The organism is Pseudanabaena sp. 'Roaring Creek' (assembly GCF_001402795.1).
Taxonomy (GTDB): domain Bacteria; phylum Cyanobacteriota; class Cyanobacteriia; order Pseudanabaenales; family Pseudanabaenaceae; genus Pseudanabaena.
On the sequence record NZ_LIRE01000767.1, the window covers coordinates 1 to 20,187 of the forward strand.

Annotated in this window: 16 protein-coding genes; 3 read left to right on the forward strand and 13 right to left on the reverse strand. The window is 39.5% G+C overall.

Features of this window, described 5'->3' with window-relative positions:
- The first annotated feature begins 292 nt into the window (after positions 1–292).
- Positions 293–724: a ubiquinol-cytochrome c reductase iron-sulfur subunit gene (locus tag AC805_RS23990; RefSeq protein ID WP_055077746.1), complete on the forward strand. Its 432-nt coding sequence runs from the start codon at positions 293–295 to the stop codon at positions 722–724.
- Positions 725–961: 237 nt separating this feature from the next.
- On the opposite strand, the gene ychF is transcribed toward AC805_RS23990, so the two are convergent.
- The 5 genes from ychF to AC805_RS24020 all read right to left on the reverse strand — a co-directional run bounded on the left by ychF (position 962) and on the right by AC805_RS24020 (position 9,292).
- Complete coding sequence (gene ychF / locus AC805_RS23995) at positions 962–2,053, reverse strand: redox-regulated ATPase YchF (protein WP_055077747.1); 1,092 nt, start codon at positions 2,051–2,053, stop codon at positions 962–964.
- Positions 2,054–2,298: 245 nt separating this feature from the next.
- A complete protein-coding gene (locus AC805_RS24000) occupies positions 2,299–4,794 on the reverse strand; it encodes a response regulator (protein WP_055077748.1) in 2,496 nt (831 codons plus the stop codon).
- A gap of 89 nt (positions 4,795–4,883) precedes the next feature.
- Positions 4,884–5,438 carry a Rab family GTPase gene (locus AC805_RS24005; protein ID WP_055077749.1) on the reverse strand — a complete coding sequence of 185 codons (555 nt, stop codon included), beginning with the start codon at positions 5,436–5,438 and terminating at the stop codon, positions 4,884–4,886.
- Positions 5,439–8,222 (reverse strand): BON domain-containing protein, encoded by a 2,784-nt coding sequence (locus AC805_RS25295; RefSeq protein WP_055077750.1) that lies wholly within the window; start codon positions 8,220–8,222, stop codon positions 5,439–5,441. It abuts the gene before it with no gap.
- Between the two features lie 362 nt (positions 8,223–8,584).
- Positions 8,585–9,292 (reverse strand): hypothetical protein, encoded by a 708-nt coding sequence (locus AC805_RS24020; RefSeq protein WP_055077752.1) that lies wholly within the window; start codon positions 9,290–9,292, stop codon positions 8,585–8,587.
- A gap of 110 nt (positions 9,293–9,402) precedes the next feature.
- Here AC805_RS24020 and AC805_RS24025 point away from each other — a divergent pair, with 110 nt between their 5' ends.
- Positions 9,403–9,624, forward strand: coding sequence for a hypothetical protein (locus tag AC805_RS24025; protein ID WP_055077753.1), 222 nt, complete (start codon positions 9,403–9,405; stop codon positions 9,622–9,624).
- Between the two features lie 147 nt (positions 9,625–9,771).
- The gene (locus AC805_RS24030) at positions 9,772–11,463 is read left to right on the forward strand and encodes an AarF/ABC1/UbiB kinase family protein (RefSeq protein ID WP_055077754.1); all 1,692 of its coding nucleotides are present in this window, start codon (positions 9,772–9,774) and stop codon (positions 11,461–11,463) included.
- 334 nt (positions 11,464–11,797) lie between these two features.
- Here AC805_RS24030 and AC805_RS24035 read toward each other — a convergent pair whose 3' ends face one another.
- The 8 genes from AC805_RS24035 to AC805_RS24070 all read right to left on the reverse strand — a co-directional run bounded on the left by AC805_RS24035 (position 11,798) and on the right by AC805_RS24070 (position 20,116).
- Complete coding sequence (locus AC805_RS24035) at positions 11,798–13,024, reverse strand: glycosyltransferase (RefSeq protein ID WP_055077755.1); 1,227 nt, start codon at positions 13,022–13,024, stop codon at positions 11,798–11,800.
- 4 nt (positions 13,025–13,028) lie between these two features.
- Complete coding sequence (locus AC805_RS24040) at positions 13,029–14,084, reverse strand: glycosyltransferase (RefSeq protein WP_055077756.1); 1,056 nt, start codon at positions 14,082–14,084, stop codon at positions 13,029–13,031.
- Positions 14,085–14,163: 79 nt separating this feature from the next.
- Complete coding sequence (locus AC805_RS24045) at positions 14,164–15,420, reverse strand: glycosyltransferase (protein WP_055077757.1); 1,257 nt, start codon at positions 15,418–15,420, stop codon at positions 14,164–14,166.
- Positions 15,421–15,442: 22 nt separating this feature from the next.
- Positions 15,443–16,201 (reverse strand): FkbM family methyltransferase, encoded by a 759-nt coding sequence (locus tag AC805_RS24050; RefSeq protein WP_055077758.1) that lies wholly within the window; start codon positions 16,199–16,201, stop codon positions 15,443–15,445.
- Between the two features lie 6 nt (positions 16,202–16,207).
- Positions 16,208–16,915: a methyltransferase domain-containing protein gene (locus tag AC805_RS24055; protein ID WP_055077759.1), complete on the reverse strand. Its 708-nt coding sequence runs from the start codon at positions 16,913–16,915 to the stop codon at positions 16,208–16,210.
- A 17-nt stretch (positions 16,916–16,932) separates the two neighbouring features.
- Positions 16,933–18,045: a DUF563 domain-containing protein gene (locus AC805_RS24060; protein WP_055077760.1), complete on the reverse strand. Its 1,113-nt coding sequence runs from the start codon at positions 18,043–18,045 to the stop codon at positions 16,933–16,935.
- Positions 18,042–19,268: a glycosyltransferase family 4 protein gene (locus AC805_RS24065; protein WP_055077761.1), complete on the reverse strand. Its 1,227-nt coding sequence runs from the start codon at positions 19,266–19,268 to the stop codon at positions 18,042–18,044. The genes AC805_RS24060 and AC805_RS24065 overlap by 4 nt, the downstream gene beginning before the upstream one ends.
- The gene (locus tag AC805_RS24070) at positions 19,265–20,116 is read right to left on the reverse strand and encodes a methyltransferase domain-containing protein (RefSeq protein ID WP_055077762.1); all 852 of its coding nucleotides are present in this window, start codon (positions 20,114–20,116) and stop codon (positions 19,265–19,267) included. The genes AC805_RS24065 and AC805_RS24070 overlap by 4 nt, the downstream gene beginning before the upstream one ends.
- Positions 20,117–20,187 lie beyond the last annotated feature (71 nt).

A 20,187-nucleotide genomic window follows, 5' to 3' on the forward strand; every position in this document is an offset into this window, starting at 1 on the left:
GACTGTAGCTATATATAATACCAATTCACGAAAGTGTGACAACACTTTTGTGAATCAAACACCCAACCCAGTAAGGTTTTGAGATTCCCAAAATGGCAACGCCATTTTGGGAATTGGTATAAGTGGCTAGGCATAAGTAAACTTAAAACCCAGAAGAGCATACCGCCCGCGCAGCGGGCGGTATGCTCTCTAGTTTTAGTTTTTAGTTATGCCTAGCTACTTATGTCCAGTAACTTAGACATCGTTTATACTCGTTAATATCGTCCGTAGGTAAAACTTTAGAGGATAGGTTATGGAGCGTCGTAAATTTTTGATGCTTTTTGGAGTTGGGACTTTAGCTAGTTATTTACCTGTTGCGATCGCTGCTTGTTCTTCGCTGTTCAAGGTTGATGAAGCTTTTGGACAGTCTGATGGGGCTGTAGTCGCAGGTACGATCGCCGATCTGGACAATGCAGGTCAGCTTTATCAGGATAATACATCCATTGGCTCTATTGCTGTAATCCGTTCGCCCGATAACCCTCAAAAGCTGTTAGCTGTCGATCCTACCTGTACTCACCAAGGCTGTACGGTCAATTGGGACAACGACAAGAAGCAATTCAAATGTCCTTGTCATGGTGCAAAGTTTAATGCCAATGGAAAGGTACTTAAGGGACCAGCCAGTAGTTCATTAGGAACCTATAATGCAAAAATCCAAGGTGATTCAGTGATCGTGAGCAAAAATTAATTCTAAATAATGAATATAGTTGTTTTAAATAACTTGTAGACGGGCTTCGACTTCGCTCAGCCCTCGGTGTAAGCTAGCTGAGCGAAGTCGAAGCTGTAGTTTTTATTTGAATTATCTATAACTGTCGCCAATTGTACTAGGACATAAACCCCAAGAATTGACTGGAGGCGCTTCGCGCCTCCAGTCAATTCTTGGGGTTTGATTTGTCTTAAGTCAAGTGACTGTAGCTATATTAGTTTACGCACTGGTTAAGAATAAAATTACATCACCTTCTTGGACGATATATTCTTTTCCTTCACTGCGGAGCAGTCCTTTGGCACGGGCGGCACTCATGGAGCCGCAGTCCACAAGGTCTTTAAAGGCAACAGTTTCTGCACGAATAAAGGCTTTCTCAAAATCAGAGTGAATTACTCCTGCGGCTTGCGGGGCTTTCATGCCTGCATGGATCGTCCATGCCCGCGCTTCTTTGGGACCAACTGTGAAGTAGGTACGCAGTCCTAGGAGATGATAAGTGGCGCGAATTAAGGATTTTAATCCACCCTCTTTGACTCCAAGGGATTCTAAGAAATCTTGGCGCTCTTCGTCGGGTAGTTCTAGTAATTCGGATTCGACTTGGGCGGAAACGATAGTTACTTCGGCATTTTCAGCCGAGGCGATCGCTTTTACCTTCTCGACAAAAGCATTGCCCGTGGCGAGATCGTCTTCGGAGACATTGGCGGCATAAATTGTGGGTTTGAGGGTGAGTAGTTGCAATACCGAAATTGCTGCTTTTTCCTCATCATTCAGATTGGCAAGACGCGCAGGTTTGCCCGCATCAAGGATCTCCCGTACTTTTTCGAGAGCCGCCAATTCGACCTTAGCATCGGCATCGGCACGGGCTGCTTTACGGGTGCGATCGATCCTGCGATCGACTTGAGCCAAGTCGGATAGTGCGAGTTCGAGGGTAATGATTTCGATATCACGGGCGGGATCGATCGAAGCCTCAACATGGATTATGTCGTCATTCTCAAAACAACGGACAACATGGACGATCGCATCGCAGACGCGAATATTTCCTAGAAATTGATTGCCTAGTCCTTCTCCTTTGCTCGCCCCTCTGACCAGTCCTGCAATATCGACAAATTCGACTCTAGTAGGAATGATTTGTGCGGATTTACCGACTTCGGCGAGGGTAGTGAGGCGATCGTCAGGGACGGACACTGAGCCAATGTTGGGTTCGATCGTACAAAAGGGAAAGTTTGCTGCTTCGGCTTTGGCGTTGGCAACTAGGGCATTAAATAACGTAGACTTTCCCACATTGGGTAGTCCGACAATCCCAGCTTTGAGCATGATGGCTATCTAAACGAAAACTTTTTTGACGTTGTGCTTATAAATTCTGTCATAAAAGGTCATAAAAGTCTCACTTGATAAGACTTTTCGCAAAATATCCCCAACTCTTTATTTATAGCTGCCGCCAGTTTTGTGAGGACAAAATCAAAACCCCAAAGAGAGTTGCCGCGCGGAGCGCGGCAACTCTCTTTGGGGTTTTATGTCCTGATACAGTAGGCGGCAGCTATGCAACTTATTTACAGCAATTATCGATTAATCCAGTATGCCAGAGCCTCTTTAAGTTGTTGCTTGCGGATGGGTTTACTCAGATAATCATCCATACCTATGGCAAGACAGCGATCGCGATCTTCGGTAAAAGCATTGGCAGTCATGGCAATGATTAAGATGGGTTTAGGTGTCTGATTAATCGCCTCGAGTCGCCGAATAGCTTCAGTGGTGTCATATCCATCTAATATGGGCATCTGACAATCCATTAAAATAATGTCATAGGAATTAGTTTGGATTAGCTGTAATACCTGTTCTCCATTTTCAGCTAAATCCGATTGAATACCTAATTGCGATAGATAGGCTAAGGTAACTTTTTGATTAGTGATATTATCTTCGGCTAATAGAATTCTTAAACTTCTTAACTTCCCCATGAGAATCGCTTCTTCTTGATTCTCTCTAGATAAAATGGAACTAGCGTTGATAGGAATACTGGGATTAGGGATATTTAATCCCAAGGCTAAAAATAAGGCTTTTAAGAGTCGTTGCTTTTTAAATGGTTTGGTGACATACCCACAGAATCCCTGATCGAGTGCTGTCTGTGTCTCACCCTGACGATTTGCCGTTAACAGAGCAATTATGGGTAAATTGATAAATTTTTCTTTGCTATGGATCTGACGGATCGCCTCAGTTCCATTGAAGTTTGTTAATCGCCAGTCTATGAGAACCGCATCAATATTGTGATTGTGATTTTGCCCATGCTCCAAATAGGCGATCGCTTCGGCAAGGCTGGAGGCTTCATGGATATTCGCGCCAAATTTAGTAAGGTAATAGCGAATAGTCTTACGGGCGTACTGATTGGCATCAACCACCAAAATATGCCGATCGCTTAAGGATTGGCGATCGTAGACCAAGGATGGCGACTCTTGGTTTGTCTGAAGCGTAAAAGGCAGTACAAACCAGAAGCAAGTACCGCGATCGTTGGCAACTGGGCTAGATATGCCGATCTCTCCTTGCATTAGTTCCACCAACTGACGGCTGATCGCTAATCCTAAACCTGTTCCTCCAAAACGGCGATTGGTGGAAGTGTCAACTTGAGAAAAGGGTTTAAATAGCTTGTCCTGATTGGATGGGTGGATGCCAATGCCTGTATCAATAACTGAAAAACGCAAATAGATTTGTGATGGGGAGGCTTGCTCTAGGGATTTTTTGTTTTCAAAATCGCGATCGCGTTCAATGCGTACGACGATTTCGCCTTCAGAGGTAAATTTAATGGCATTGCCAATTAAATTCATGATGATTTGACGAAACCTGACGGTGTCAGCCATTAAGAGCTTTGGCAAATCCTCTTCAAAGGATGCATTAATTTCTAAGCTTTGATTGTGGGCTTGCAAGCCAAACAGTTCGAGAATTTCTTCGATACATTGTTCTAGATTAAAAGGCAGGCTTTCTAATTGTAGTTCTCCTTCTTCTAGCTTTGACAAGTCCAAAATGCGATTGATCAAACTGAGGAGCAGGTTGCCACTCAGTCGAATATTTTCTACAAAGTCCTGCTGCCGATCGTCTAGAGTAGTACTAAGCAATAGATCGGTCATCCCTAAAACCCCATTCATTGGAGTCCGAATTTCATGGCTCATATTTGCTAAAAAGATGCTTTTAGCCCGATTCGATTGATCCGCAGACTGTCTGGCGGCTAATAATTCTTGCTCTTTGCGCTTAAGTTCCGTAATATCCCGCCCAACATAGACAAAATCATGGTTTCTTTTGAGATTGTATTCCGACTGATAATTATGGATTGTGGAGCAAGAGAATGAGATGAGGATTTCCTCGTGAGCCTTTGATAGACATAGTATTTCAATATTGGCAAAATAGCGATTGTTCGCTTGAGATTGGTCGCTATTTAATTGATTATCTAGATGGTTTTGATGGATTGAATTGAGCTGATTGGGATCTTTAAATATTGAGGAAATCGAACAATTTACTAAATCATTATAATCATAACCAAATAGATTGATTGCCGCAGGATTTACCGTTTTAATTTTCCCTTGGTGATCGGTTACGATCAAGGCATCAGCCATGGCTGAGATAATTCTATCAATATATTCCTTGGAGTTTTGTAATGCATTAGCTAGAAGTTCAGATTCGTTCGCTCTCTGCATTAATTCCTGAGACATGATCATCATATCCGTACAATCTTCAATACAGATAATAATATTTTTATCTTCTTCTTCTAACTCGTTGGTACCAATAATATAGAAGTTGAAATATAGGGGCTTTTGAGGATCCGTAGAACGACAAACTCCCTTGATTTCAAAACTAGTAACTTGATTTAGCCAAATACTCTGAAAAGACTCCTCTAAACCGATGGTTTCTGGAAATGCTTGGCGAATATCTTTGTTTAATAGGGGCTCAAAAGGATATTCGGAAAATCTCTCGGCTCCGTAGGAGGTATCAGTAATTATCAACTGTCGATCGATCGTAATGAATGAGCGTTCTGAAGCAGTAAGAAGTTTTTTGAGAAGTTTTGACTGTTTCATAGCAGTGAATGATGGGAAAGAACATCAAATATTCTTTGGGATATTTTTACTTGGATTTATACTGATACTTAGGAGTCAAAATTGTATCTTTATTCTAGCATCAGAATCTGGTGTGCTAATTGATGGAATATTTCATCAACCCCTTCACCTGTTTTGGCTGATGTTTCATGGATAGATAAACTGAGGCTCATAAATTCTGTCGAGATAGATTTTAATAGGTTCTCTCTTTCATCCTTCTCAATTAAATCAATTTTGTTCAGCGCAATAATTGGACTTGACTTAGAATTAATTGATTGGAAAAGTTGTACGTGTTCTCTTAAACTTTGTAAGCTTGATGGTCTGGTAACATCTCCTACAATGAGTGCGCTCTTTGCTCCTTGTAGATAGCTAGGTGCGATCGCCTTAAACCGAGTACTACCTTCAATATCCCAAATAATTAATTGTATTTGTTTTGATTCTGCTGTGGAATCATTGGCGGATTTAGAAATAGATACGAGTTTGCGTGATATCTTTACCCCCACAGTTGATAAATATTTGTCACTAAATTGACGATCTACAAATTGCCGAATTAGGCTAGTTTTACCAACCCCAAAATCGCCAATAAGACATATTTTTTGAGAAATAACTTTAGCAGGAGAATGCATTTAATTTGATGTAGACATTGGCTTTAACATAGGTTGAAACTCTACCCACCTTAAAATTTGGTCAGAGGACTGCTTTACAGATATATCCATTATTCCAGAAATATGTAATCGTTTAGCATTTACGCCTCTTTGTAATAGGGCATCGCGCACCGTATGAACGCGCTTCATCCCTAACTCATAGTTGATCAGGCGATCGCCAATGCTATCACTTTTTGCAAAAATCTGGAGATCGTAGTCTGGGTATAGATCCAAAAAAGCTTGAACTTCTAATAGCTTTTCGCTGTCTGTGGGCTGTAGGGTGGTTATCTTAAATGGGAAGTAGATCTTTGTCGTTAGTTTGGGCATCAGCAGCGTGGCGGCATTGCTAACGGTGGTGACTCCTGCAATTTTTGTAAATGTTTGTGTAATTTTAGGGATGAGACGAGGGCGATCGATTTGACCAGTTATGGTTACTTGACCATCTTTAAACTCGCTTTGAATATTGATTCCTTGCGTATAGTTGAGTACCTTTGTGAGTCGTTGGACTTCATTGGCAACCAGTTCGGGATCGGGGGGGATGTTGACTGTGTAGATGTTATTGTCAATTTTGGTGATGGTTTTTTCGGTGGTTGTGGAAGTAGTTGCTACTTGGATTGCCCGATTGCGTAGGTATTGATTTGGCAATTTGCCCGATAAGCTGAGGCGATCGCCATTAACATTTACATTGAGGCGATAAACCGCTAGCTCAGGGGTGCTGGCAAGGGCTTCTAATATTTTGGCTTCGATTTGACGATCGCGAATAGACTGGGATTGATACATGCTAATGGGTACAAAAATTAAAGCGGCGATCGCCAATCCCATAAATATCAATCCCTTCAAGGGTTTGTTGGAATCCTTAGGCTCCTCAACCGCCATCAAGGTTTTAAGAGCAATTGCAATCTCAGGATCGACAAGGCTAGTATCGCCATCAAATTCTTTAAAGCTTTCGCCATGGACTTGGACGACTTGACCGAATACATCGCGAATTTTGGTCACTAATTTGAGATCGGGTTCACCCTCAATAATTACCGCAAGATAGCAATATCCTGCCACCTCTAGCAGGATTTTGGAACCACTATAATTAATTGCATCGAGTTCTGTTGTCCTTTCCGAGCGCGATATACATTCACTGGCAAAGCTACGGATAGCGGTCAACATTCCCGCGAGCATGTCGGCATCAATGGGACTGGCATGGGAATAGAGATCGCTCTGTTGAATGTCAATTATGACTAATCCCGACAGATTATGGATTAGAAATATCGCTTGGACTTCAAAGGGAACGGATTCTTTTAAAATTAGCTCTGCTTCCGAAACACCACGGATTTTTGCCCGCATTTTTCGCTGTAGCCCCTCTAAGCTAAAGGTTTGTTCGACTTTCTCATTAATAGACCTAATGGCTTCCGCAAAATATTTAGCGATGGTATTGCCAATTACAGGATAAAGCGCGTCTACCATTGCATCGCGCTCTAGGTCGATCTGTCGCTTAATTGCCGAACCCATCTCTGGGGCAAGGGAATCAACGATCTCATCGCGATCGATGCGAATTTGTTCGCGAATCGCCGCACCAACTTCTGGACCAAGCGCTTTAGCGATTTGTTCTGGGCTATTACGAATTTGCTCGCTAATCGCATTGGGTAGTAGATCGGCGATCGCATGACTCATTGATAACCGATCCAGTTGCGATCGCTCAAAAATCACCTCAGCAATAATGGGTGTGATTGCTTGACACATTTCATCCCTAGATTCACTAGTTTTCAAGCTGAGCAGCTCAGCAATGATTGGTAATAGCAACTGGACTAGTTCTTGCGGTTCGTAAATTCGATTTTCTAACCGATCGACTCTTTCTCTGACATTAGCGATTTCAGTGGGAATATTATCTTGTTCGTTGCCAATTTCTAAAAGTTTGGAACCAAAATTACTGAGATCGAGGGATGCGTGTTGAACTAAACTCTCTAGATCTTTAATTTTGTTCATCAATTCAGGACTGTTGACCTGACTTTCCACAATCCCCAGTTTTTGCTCGACAGAAATTTTAAAGCTGCGTAGGTCTTCAATCTCTGGGACAACTAAAATATCTTGTAAAAGATGTAAAGCCGCTGCATCATCGGATGGACTCCCCAAATACATATTTGAGGTATTTGAGATATTTGGGGATTGATTAATTGGAGATTGGTTATCTGTTAGCCTAGTTTGAGGAGCTTTTCGATCTATTTTTCGATCTATATCTCCATCTAAGTAATGATCTATTTCTCGCTCGATTTCTGGAGATACTTGAGAAGAACTATAAGAGGGCTGGTCAATGCCTAAGAGTAGACTTTGGATTAGGTGTACTGTCTCTGCCTCTTCTTTGCGGACAGGGTTTGAGAATTCTACTGGTTCACTGTTTACAGATTCTAACTCCAAAGGATCTACTGCTACCGTTTGTTCTTCTATTTGACGCTCCTCTTCACTATATATATATCCATTTGTTAGAGGTTTAGACTCTTGCAAAAATGGTAGTTCATCGAGGAGGCTGGGAAAAGAATAGGTCACAGGCGATCGCCTTAATTCTAAAATCTCTTCATTGTTGTTACTAGTTGGCAATTCTGCCGTATAGAGCCCCTTATCTAGCCCTTTATCTAAGGGAGGCAAATTAGCTCTTTGGGGTTGAGCTGAAATGTGTTTAGCGTGGTCAGACTCAATGATATTTAGGTCAGAGAGTAGGAGTAAAAACTTCTCAACTTCGCTGAGAGCATTATTGCTGGGGTTACTCTTCCGCTCTGACATACTGTTTAAATGGTGGCTTTTTCTAACTATAGCGCTTTGCTATAGCAATGCAAGTTTTGCTTAGGAGCCAAAGCCCCAAAGATGAATGGCGGTGCTTTGCACCGCCATTCATCTTTGGGGCTTACTTTGTGCCATCCTGACTATGGGTGACCCAATTTCAAGTCTGCCGCCAGTCTTGTTAGGAAAAAAGAAACCCCAAAGAGGGTTGCCGCGCTCCGCGCAGCAACCCTCTTTGGGGATACAGTTGACGGTAGAAAAACTAAACCCAGAAGGGCATACCGCCCGCGCAGCGGGCGGTATGCCCTTCTGGGTTTTAAGTTTACTTATGCCTCACTACTTAGATCTATTATCTTGCGATCGATCTAAGCCTTAGAAGTCCTTGTCCGCGTTGGGGTTTTGGCAGGAGTGCTACTTGTGCTTGCAGCGGTGCTAGGAGTAGATGAGGTTGCGCGATCTATTTTGGGTTCTGTTTCAACAATACTGATACGTTCGTATTTTTCTTCCACTTGTTCTTCCGCAGCCTCACGTAGTTCGGGGACAAACTCAGATCCCTTAAGGCGCATCCCTAACTCAAACAGTAACTCAGCCATATCATCTTTGGAGAGTTTATCTTCACGCAGGATTGAAAAATGGCGGTCTAGCTCTTCTAAAACTAATGAGCGCAGTTCGCGATTGTCGTTTTGCAGGTTATCTCGCGTTTCAGCCAGTTCGTCACGCAATGCTACCCTTTGCGCTTCAACCGCTTCATCAAGGGTTTCAATACTATTGGTGAATTTGCGATTAATGCGATCGAACTGTTGACGGAGATCGGCAGACTCTTCTTGAGTTGACGCGCTAATGGTTTTTAGGCGCTTATCAATGGACTCAACGGCAGCGCGTAATTCACTTGCTAAAGCTGATTTTAAATCGTTAAGGCGATCGCGTACGTCTTGCTGAATAGCTGAAATATCAGATTCTGCCTTATCTAACCGACTGGTATATTCGCGCAAATGTGCGCCGAAAATGATATCGCGAATTTGATCGATATTGCCTAAGCGTTCGCGGATTTCATCTCTGGTGATTTCACCCATTAGGTTACCTCTAGGAATGATTTGAACGGATATAGATTTTTAATCCCAAGTCTATATATACATCGCAAAGCAACAATCTCAAACCCATTTTTTTGAGGAAAGCTTCAAAGGTGAAGATTTTCCTAAAATTTGTGGATTGCTTAGCTCTGAAAAGTACTACACATAGCCATGCTCTTGGTCATGCTCTGGCGATCGCCATTAATCATAACCATAGCAAAGTCTTGTCCTTTTGGCTGTATCGATACTGCCAGATATCGCTGTCGCCTGTACTAGGACAACCCCAAGAATTGATTGGCGGCGCATTGCGCCGCCAATCAATTCTTGGGGTTTGATTTGTCCTAAGTCAAGTGACTGTAGCTATACAACCAAAAGATGGATGGCGGTTTTCTCAATAAAGGGTGCTGCCCTCTACTTTTTAAGCGGTAATTGGGTAATATAATCACAGCACTGCTAGTTAGCATTGCTAATATTGACTAAATATGTCTGCGATCGCCCCATCCTCACCCAAAAAATTACGCTGGCAGAGAGGGAAAAGCTCTTCTCTTGCCCGCCAACGTGAAGTTTTTTTAGCCGCATTTACATTTCTATTTTTTATCTGGTGGGATAAATTTTGGCAAAACGATACATCGCGGACTCGCAGTAAAAGAGCAGAGTGGCTAGTTCGCAATATGCTCGAACTTGGTCCCACATTCATCAAAATTGGTCAATCTCTATCGACGCGCGTCGATTTGTTGCCGCCAGAATATATCAGCACCTTGGCTCAGCTTCAAGATAAGGTGCCTGCATTCAGTGCTAAGGAAGCCAGAGAGATTATCGAACTCGAATTGGGAAAATCTCTCTATAATATCTATCGTGATTTTGATGAGGTTCCGCTGGCTGCGGCTAGCCTTGGTCAGGTGCATCGCGCCACGCTCCATACGGGGGAAGAAGTGGTCGTTAAAGTACAGCGTCCTGGGCTAAAAAAACTATTCGATCTCGATTTACTTGCTGTTGGCAAGCTTCTTAAAGTCTTTCGACGTTATTTTAGCTGGACTCGTAAATATAATCTTGAAGGGATTTACGACGAATTTTTTACTATCCTCTATCAAGAAATTGATTATGCGATCGAAGCTAGTAATGCCGATCGCTTCCGCAAAAACTTTGAAGGTTATCCAAGAATTGTCGTTCCTAAGATCTACTGGAACTATTCCACTTCTATGGTTTTGACCTTAGAGTACGTTCCAGGTATCAAGATAGACGATCGCCAAGCCCTAGAAGCCTGTGGCTTAAATCCCAAAGAGATTAACCAATTGGGAATCTGTTGTTATCTCAAACAACTACTCCAAGATGGATTTTTTCACGCCGACCCCCATCCTGGAAATTTAGCGGTTAGTCCGAATGGAAGTCTCATCTTCTACGACTACGGCATGATGGCCGAGGTAAAAACCATGGCAAAGGATCAAATGGTAAAAACGTTCTTTGCGGTTTTGCGTAAAGATACTAACGAAGTCGTTGATACCTTAATGAGCATGGGGTTCATCGAGCCCATTGCGGACATGAGTCCGATCAAACGAATGTTGAAATTTGTCTTAGATCGTTTCACCGAGAGACCCGTCAATATTTACGAGTTCGAGCAAATTAAAGGCGAAGTAGTGGCAATCTTTGAGAAGCAGCCCTTCCGTTTACCGCCGCAAATGACCTATCTGCTCAAATCATTAACGACCCTTGACGGGATTGCGCGGATTCTCGATCCAGAATATAACTTCACTACCGCCGCTCAACCCTTTGTCAAAAGCATTGTCCTGACTAGAGGTCGCGGCAATACCCTTGGTGCTTTGGCTCAGCAAGCTAAAGATTTTTTAGTCTATCAGCTCAACAAGCCCAGTCGCATGGAAATTTTGTTAGAGCGATTGGAGGAGCGGATCGAGCGCGGCGAATTAATGATTCAAGTCAAGTCTTCAGAAAGCGATCGCACCCTCAAGCGGATTAATATTGCCGTTAAAGCCTTGATTTATGCCTGTTTAACGGGATTTTTAGTCCTTGCTGGTGTCGTATTATTGTTGGGTACAGGCTTATATACTGGCTGGGCGATCGCCACTTTTGTTGCCGCTGCTTTTTCTGGACTTTCCCTCATTCGGACTTTAGTCCAACTATCGATTCGTGAAAAAATTGATGATCTTGCCGAGCAGTAACTATCGCTACAGCAGTTCTAAATCATTCACGAGAAAAATAGGGTTTCGACTTCGCTCAGCCAGCGCAATTACTTAGGCTGAGCGAAGTCGAAACCTCTCACAACCCATTGAGAATTGTTATAGCAGTCCTAAAATCATTTGTAGATTTTTGGGTTTGTGGAAGCATCCCCTTTTGAGGGGCATTTCCACAAACCATTTAGGATTACTATATGCGCAAAAGCTATCTTAACAGCAATTACCGATCGAACGAACCACAAGAAAAACCCTGAAAGTGCTGTGAAGCTGCGCTTTCAGGGTTTTTCTTGGTTTGGGTTTGAGCGCAAAGCGCTGTAAATTAGCGACTGAAATTACCTTTTTTGTAACGCCAAGAGCTATAAATGTTCCATGCTAGAGGATAGTTTTTGGCAAGTCTATATACAATTCCTTGTCTATCTCTTTCAAAAAGTAAGGCTTGTTTAACGGCATCTTTCTTCCTTGGAGCATCTACCGTTGAAGTTTCAAAAATGCTATTGACAAGATCGAATCTATCCATCCAATTGAATCTCTGCTCAGCATGAAAGCGCGTTAAACGCTTGAGATCAGAAATACAACTAAAGTTTTCTATATAACTATTGAGAATGGCAGTTAAGCTATTAATCTCAGGAGAACATTGCGGCCAATAATAGCCATCTTTACGACTCCACAAACGTTCGATGTTAGCCGCTCGACCAGTTTCTTCAATCATAAATTCATTCATCGGCGGATGATCGCAGGTAATTAGGGGTAATCCACAAGCTTGGGATTCGATGGATGGCAATCCCAGCCCTTCTAATCTTGAAGCATTAACGTATACGTCCCCTAAATGATATAGTCCTGGTGCAGAGACAGTTTTATTAATAATTTTGAGTAGGTCTTTCTGTTCTAATGCTTGGATAATATTTTTCTGTTCGGGTATTTCCCTAAGTAAGTCTACTTGACTGTGAATAATTAATTTAGATGGATTAGAAATGTTATTAAAAGCTTGAATAATAAAATCCGTTCCTTTTCTTTGGGGAGAATAACCACAAGAATGGAAAAAAACAATTTTTTTAGAGTCAACAGGTTTAAAATTTTGCGGTTTAAATAGGTCGATATCCGTTCCCCAAGGCACATAAAAAACTTGAGGATGCCAACTAAAAGCAGCATAATGTCTTTGTGTATTACAAATTAAAAAATCATAAGCAGCAAAAAAAGGTATAGTCTCTTCTGTATAGTAATCAATATAAGCGCCCGTTTTTATTCCTAAATGAAGACACCAATCTAATGGCTCCCACCATTGCTGTTCGTTGAAGAAAACAATATCAATTTTTCTTTGCTTAATCCAAGCTTCAAAATCTAAGCGATCGATCGCTGTAGGCACGGGTAAGTTGCTATATTTACCCCAAGTGATGTTACTGTCATCCCAAAATGGATCTCCTTTTAGATATTTACCCGATCTCGCATATATAAAAACCTTATTCTTCTGATTCAAAATTTGACGATACTGACGGGAAACATAGCCAGCACCTCTTTCAAACCACATCGTTACAATGCCAATATTCACAAAGTTAATCTCCAGCTTTTTTATTAATTAATTTGATTTTATAAAATAAAATTTGTTTGATTATACTTAGATGTTTACATAGGATTTCTAAGGTTAGATCCCTAATCTGGTAATATAATTCATAATGGCGGGTATGTTTTAAAATACTTCTTTTTAAGGGATCTGTATTGCTAAATAAAAGACTATTACCCCTCTCAATAACTTGTCTAATTTGTTCTGCCCGATTTCCAAAAGTATGACAAGCTATAACCTCCTCATATCCTGATCTCGCAATTCTCTCTCTTTCTAGGGAATGCTTTAAATAATATCTTATTTGATTCTTTAAATTATCAAGATCTTCTGCTTCTACTAAGTGGAGATTATTGGTAAAGGGACTTTCGGAAGAAAGCTTTTCAGTTAATAAAAAACCTTGACAAGCAAGAGTTTCATAAACTCTAGTCTCAGTATCTAAGAAGTTTTCTCCATGAATATTTAAAATGATTTTAGCGCGATTGATCATGCTAACCATATCTAGACCAAAAGCATTGGAAGTTACAATTGCAAACTCTTTTTGTAAATCATCAATAATCTTTTTGCGTCTGGGTAATAATGTGCCAACAAAAAGGATATTAATATCTTTCTTTATATCTAGGATCGTGCGATGAAATTCGGGATCGATCGCACTCAGAAATAGACTCATTTGAGAATGGGCAAGCCATCCTCTATCTGCGACCCATTGCATACAAGGCAAAGATCTAAAAAAAACATGCTCGAATATCCCTGATTTGAGTAAATAATGTTGATTGACGTTGCGGGATACCAGTTCCGTAAATAATAAAAATTTTGGTCGTTGAATAGACTTTAAAACACTCAAAGGGATTAAATAACCACAACCTCGTTCTAAAAGTACTGCATCGAAGTTTTCATCGATCTCAAGAAGAGCTTTAGATAAAGCATAGGCATTTTTTTGATAGTCAAGACAAATTGTCTCAATATTGATTTTGATTAAGGATTCATACAAAAAAGTTTCAAATCCCCAACCTGCATTGGTTTCTATTTTATTGATATAAAGTATTTTCATATGATTGTCAGGTATTACAGCGCTTTGCCCTCAAAACCAAACCAAGGGAAATTTTTGAAAGCGTTGCGAAGCAACACTTTCAAAAATTTTCTTGTGGTTCGTTTGATCGATAATTGCTGTAAATTAACATTTTGGTGCTTTTTTGAATTGCTAAGTTAAACCTCTCTTCAGAGTGATCCATTAAAAATAGCTCATACTTAACCTCATCAATTTCAAAATGATTGCCAAGATTAATAATCAATTCAGAGATTTGATCGACCTTTTCAGACACTATGGATTGCCAACTATAGGTATTAATTATTTTCTGCATGATATAGCCACTGCCTACAATTACAGGCTTTCTAAGTTTTATACATTTAGCTAGGATGTTGCTGCTATGGGAATGGTTTAAGTACTGAAGGTAAATCACATCTGAAATCTCTAGGAGTCGATTAAATTCTTCTTCTTCTTCAATGTAGTAATCAAACCTAATATAAGAGTTATTCAATAGGTTTGATGCAAGTTCATTAATTCTTTTTAATTCTTCTTCAGTATAGTTAGGAAGATGTAAATGACCAATGATAAGAATAAAATAATTATTTGGGTTTAGGTTTTGAACTGATTGCAAAAATAGTTCTAAATTCCTTTTGGGAAGCAAAGAGCCAGTGATGGAAATAATTTTGCGATTATTAGCTAAAACTTTGATGCGATCGGCAACTTCAGAACTGGGATCGACAGCCACATCAATTATCTCTGGCAGCAAGAAAAACTTGTCTTGTTGAAATCGCAGCCTAAAAAATCTCGTATAAACTGGATGAAGTAAAAGTACACCTTTACAGGAAGGGAGTGAAAACAGTTGTTCTGCTAGAAACCTTTGCCGACTTTTTCTTTTTCCCCATGATATTTGGGCTTGAAACGATGGCTGAATATAAAGGGCTAGCCATTGTGTCGGTAACAGTAATTTGGCAAACCAACTTGGAACAGAAGGAATGGCTGAATCGGCATGGGTAAAAAAAACAGGTGTCTGCTGCCCAATTTGTTTTAATAGGTTTTTGGTATATAGCAGACTGACAATCGAGGTGTATTGAATATATGTATTTGGGTATAATCTCAAACAAATACTATCAATAAAAGATAATATTTTAAAGATAGACTTATCTATAAATGAAAGATTTGAATCTAATACTTGGCAGTTTTGTAGTTTTAATTCTCGTATCCATTTATTGAGATTTACATTATCTTCGCATGAAGCATAAACATAAAAATCTTCCTGTATTAGAGCTAATAAAACTTTTTGAAAGTAGATCCTATGATGACCTTTCCAAGTAGAAATATCAATTAATAGAATTAGCTTCATTTGTTTTATACATAGATTATGTCTACCATTGCAAGTCTTTTGATGCAAAAATTTTATTGCCATCAGTCATGGCAACTAGATGATATCCTCGAACAAAAAGAAATTCTTGAATAGCATTTGGGTAGGGTTCACTATGAACCTCAACTGAAATCACTTTAGGTGAATACTTAGAAAAATCTAATCCCTTAAGAACGTTTAAATCATGCCCTTCGCAGTCTATATTTAGATAGTGAATTTCCTGATTGGCAAAGGGAGAAGATTCGATCACATTAGTTAATAAAGAAGTTGTAATGATTTCCTCCTGTAGAGGCTGCTCCCCGATAATAGAATTTGTTTCTAAAGATTCTAAACCGATAATTCTATTGGTTGCTCGACCTGAATATCTAAGTAGCTTGAGTTCCTGCTCTGAATCTGATAAAGCAGCTAAAACATTGTAATCATTTGGTCTATATCTGTTAAGTTTATCTATTTTGTCTTGGTCTAGATCTATATTTATTCCTTTATAGCCTTTTTTATTAAGAAGTAAGGTATTGGAGATTGTTATAGGATCGAACGCGCCGCAGTCTACGTAGATACCTTTTTGGGGATCTAATTTACGTAAAAAACGGATGACAAGTAGATCTTCACCAAACTGAGAGAAGGAAATATTTGCATTGCATTGTTCTTCAAAAGACAAGTTAATTTCATTGTAATTCCCAAAAAATGATGGAAATATTTTTGATTTGATACGCTTTAAAAAATTCCTCAAGGTCTGAAATTTTGAATTTACATTGAGTATCATAACCGTTTATTTTTTTGCTAACGCCCAAACACTTGCAGGATATAACTCTTCATTTTTAAGACTATGCCAATACTTAATATAATATTCACAAATACCATCTTTAGCATGAGAAATTAAACATTGCCGATTGCCCCAAGAACCAGTTTGAATATTTTCGAGAGGAAATCCACATTCAGCCAAAAAATATTTTAATCCTGTTTCCGTCCATCGCGTACAGTCAACTGGACAGTGATGTATCCTAATTAAAAAAGGTACTGTAATCAAAAAGTAACCTTCTGGCTTCACCATATCATATACGTTATTTCCAGCGCGATAGGGCCATAGTAGATGTTCAAAAACCTGTTCGGCTATAATCAAATCAAATTTTTCCTCCAGTTTTTGACTGCAAATATCTAAATCTGGATAACTCAGGCTTTTATAGGATCGGAAAGGAAACTTCTGCCATTCTTTCCCAGATATTTCTAAAACATCTAACTCCGCAGGATTGATATTTTCAATTAGTATGGTAGTTTCGCGATTCATGACAATTCTTATCCACTGTTCGCATTCATTACCAGTACGCCAATAGATATTGTAGGCATAGCTAATAATCTGTCTCCAGCCTTTAAAAATCTTCTCTTGCAAAGAGGTTTCACTATCCAAAAATATTTTCCGCCAAGCGGCTATTTCCCTGTTAATTGCTTTAGATAGACTTGTTTCTAATGTTAATCTCATTGCTAATCACCACAAAATTAATTTGATAGTAAAATCTGTTGTAACATTCTCTCAAACTTAATTGGTTCGAGAGTGTATGAGTCTCTAGAACCGATTTGACATCGATAGACATAATGACTAAAGCCTAAACATTGGGAAATGACAAAATAACAGGTGGAAATATGATGGGGTGGAAATATCTCTAATATATCTAAACATCCACTATTACGATAAATAATATTGGCAAAGGCTGCACCATGCTCGCCTACAATATATCTGGCATTGGCAAATATTTCGATTTGTTCTTGTAGCGATAGTTTGCCACAATCAATACATTCAAAGCCTAATTCAAGACATATTTTAGCTACTTCTTCACGATTAGTCAGGTTCCTTTGGTTACTAGAAGTACGCGTAAGAAATACTTTTCTGTTTTTTCTTTTATTGATTTCCGTAATATTTAAAAGTTTGAGATTTCTTTCGACTCCTTTAGGGGTTAGCTCATGGGCTCTAATGGTAATCAAATTGCTTATTCTTATGTATTCTTTGTCTTGGATAATCCAATGAAGATCTTTAAGTCTTGCCTGTTGAATTGCACTCTGGAAATAGGAGGTGTTGTAGAGCTTTTTGCTGACGATTATGGGGCGATTGAACAATAAGTTTAGATCTAATAATAATCCTAGCTTGGGTAAAATGTCATTGTAAAAATGAAAGTAGTTGTTGTCTCCCCATGGATGGCGGAGAGAAATAGCTTCTTGGAAATTTAAGGTGGATTGATTCATTTTATATATTGCTATGGGTAAGTACGGTAGCGGCACTTCATTCCCTTCAGGTAAGGCATAGCAGTCGTCAACTATTGTATTACCTCTGGCGATTACTCCACCCATGAGCGGCTCTATAATTACAGGTTCTTGAATTTCGATTACAAATTCTTGATGGCGATAAGGACTATAGTTTGTTAGCTCGTAACTTAGTTGTTGTGCTAGCAATTCATCATTTGGGAAAATAAACTTTTTTGAATCATCTTTTCTGGAAAAATTAATATTTAAATAGTGAATTAAATGATTTAAGTGTGAATAGTTTATTCTTCGCCATCCGAGGCTGCGGAGCTTTATTTTTAATTGAAATGAAATTGCTTGAATAATCTTTTTCATAGAAGAATTTGTTGATACAACTCTGTATATCTATCAGATTGTAGGTGCAGAGGATATTCTTCAAGAGCGATCGCTCGACAGTTTTTGCTCATGTTTAGCCTTAGATTGTCATCCTCTAACAATTGAACAATTCCATGCCCAAAATCCTCGGTATTTTCTGGGGTTGCTAAATATCCTGAGATCGAAGGTCTCACTATATCCTTTACGCCACCAATATCGAACGAAACCATTGGCGTACCGCAGGACATACTCTCTTGTAATACCAGCGGCAAGTTATCGGCACGCGTGGGCAAGATAAATAGATCTGCTGCACTGTAAGCAATAGACTTCAAGCGATCGCTATTAATATAGCCCAGGCTAATTATGGGCATACCCAATTCTGACCTAAAGGCTTCATTGCTATTACCAAAAGTAAGGAGCACTATATTGGATTTCAGGGATTGGGGCAATTGTTGTAGAACCTTTAATAATAAATCTCCTCCTTTGCGATGATCTTTAAGGCTAGTTACTCCAAATAGAAGCACTTTTTTGTCCTGAGGAATATCTAGTACGGCTTTGCACAATTGCCGATCTAAAGGTCGGTAAGCATCTGTATCAATACCATAGGGAATGTGGTGAATGGGAAATCGACCGAGCATACTGGCTTGAGCCTGTTCGGCTAGCCAATGGCTTGGCGCAACTATGACTAAGTTTGATTTACTATAAACCCAATTTTTGAGTTTCCATTCAAGGTTGGTATTGTCCCGATAAATGGATGGATAGATATTGGGATAGGGGCATTTGCCACAGCCAGATTTCCAGCGATCGCAATCATAGCTATAGGCACAATGTCCCGTAAATCCCCACATATCATGTAGGGTAAAAACGGTTGGCTTATTTTGGGTAATCTTGCTAATAGCTAAATAATTAAACCAACTATTTGCTCCATGAAGATTATGAAAGTTTAAAATATCGGCTTCTTGATAAAAGGGATGATTAGGAATATTAAATGTGCTCAAGATATTGATATAAAGTAAACCCAATCTGCCATTAAAGCGAAATAACTGTTTGTTTAAATGGATATTCTGTCGGATTATATCTACTCTAGGATCGGAAATTAAGGACTCACCAACCAGTAACTTAGAACTCATCCCTCCTTTAGCAAGCAAACTTTGATGCAGGCGATAGGCAGCTATAGCTGCTCCACCACCAATATCGGATTGATTAATATGTAGAATATTCATAGGGATGGCTTGATCGCTTCCATATACAGGGAGTCTGGTTTGTAAATCGAACCATCAGGTTCAGTATCTAAATTAAAGCTTGTCCAGTTATATATGTAGCTTTCATGGGCAGTTCTCTTTACTATTTGTTCTAGCCCAATTTCTTGTAATAGTTTAGATAACGAATAGCGATCATACATCCATTGATGAACTTCTCCGCTTTGCCTAAACTGACCGATGTTCAATGCCTCTAACTCCATAGGTTTAAGGATCAGTTTAAGTAAGGCTTGATGGCGATATTCAGGATATCGCAATAGACGATAAAGATGTTTTATTAGCTTTTTTATGGAGATTTCATCAACGACTGTTTTTTGAGGATCTGTTTTTTGAGAAGCTAATATAATACTTTTAAATTCAGAGCCGCAACGTTTAATGATAAATTCCTGATTAAGAATATCCTTCCTAGAAAGAAAATTAATCATTTCTCCTCCAGCTTGATTTCTTACCGTTTGATCGTACATTTCGAGTAATATCCATTCATAATTTTGTTCGTGTTCCAGAAAGTTGTTTCCATTATTGTCTAAGCAATTGATATACAGTCTCGCGATTTGTTCGAGATCTGGTACGACTACGCGCAACACCCCTTGACGGCGTAAGACTCGATAGCACTCTTTCGTAAATGCTTTGGCTTCATTTTTTGATAGATGTTCTAACAGATGAGAATGATAAACTATGTCAAATGATTCATCCGCATAGGGAATTCCTTTTTTTAAATCATAGGGAATAACATTTTTATCTGTAGATGAGAAATTAATATTTGTCCAAGATGGATGAAATCGTTTGCCACAACCCAGATTAAGATATTTCATTTTTGAAAGCGCATATATGAACTTTGTATAGTCAACACATAAGTAATTGAGTTTAATTAAATATAAAACCC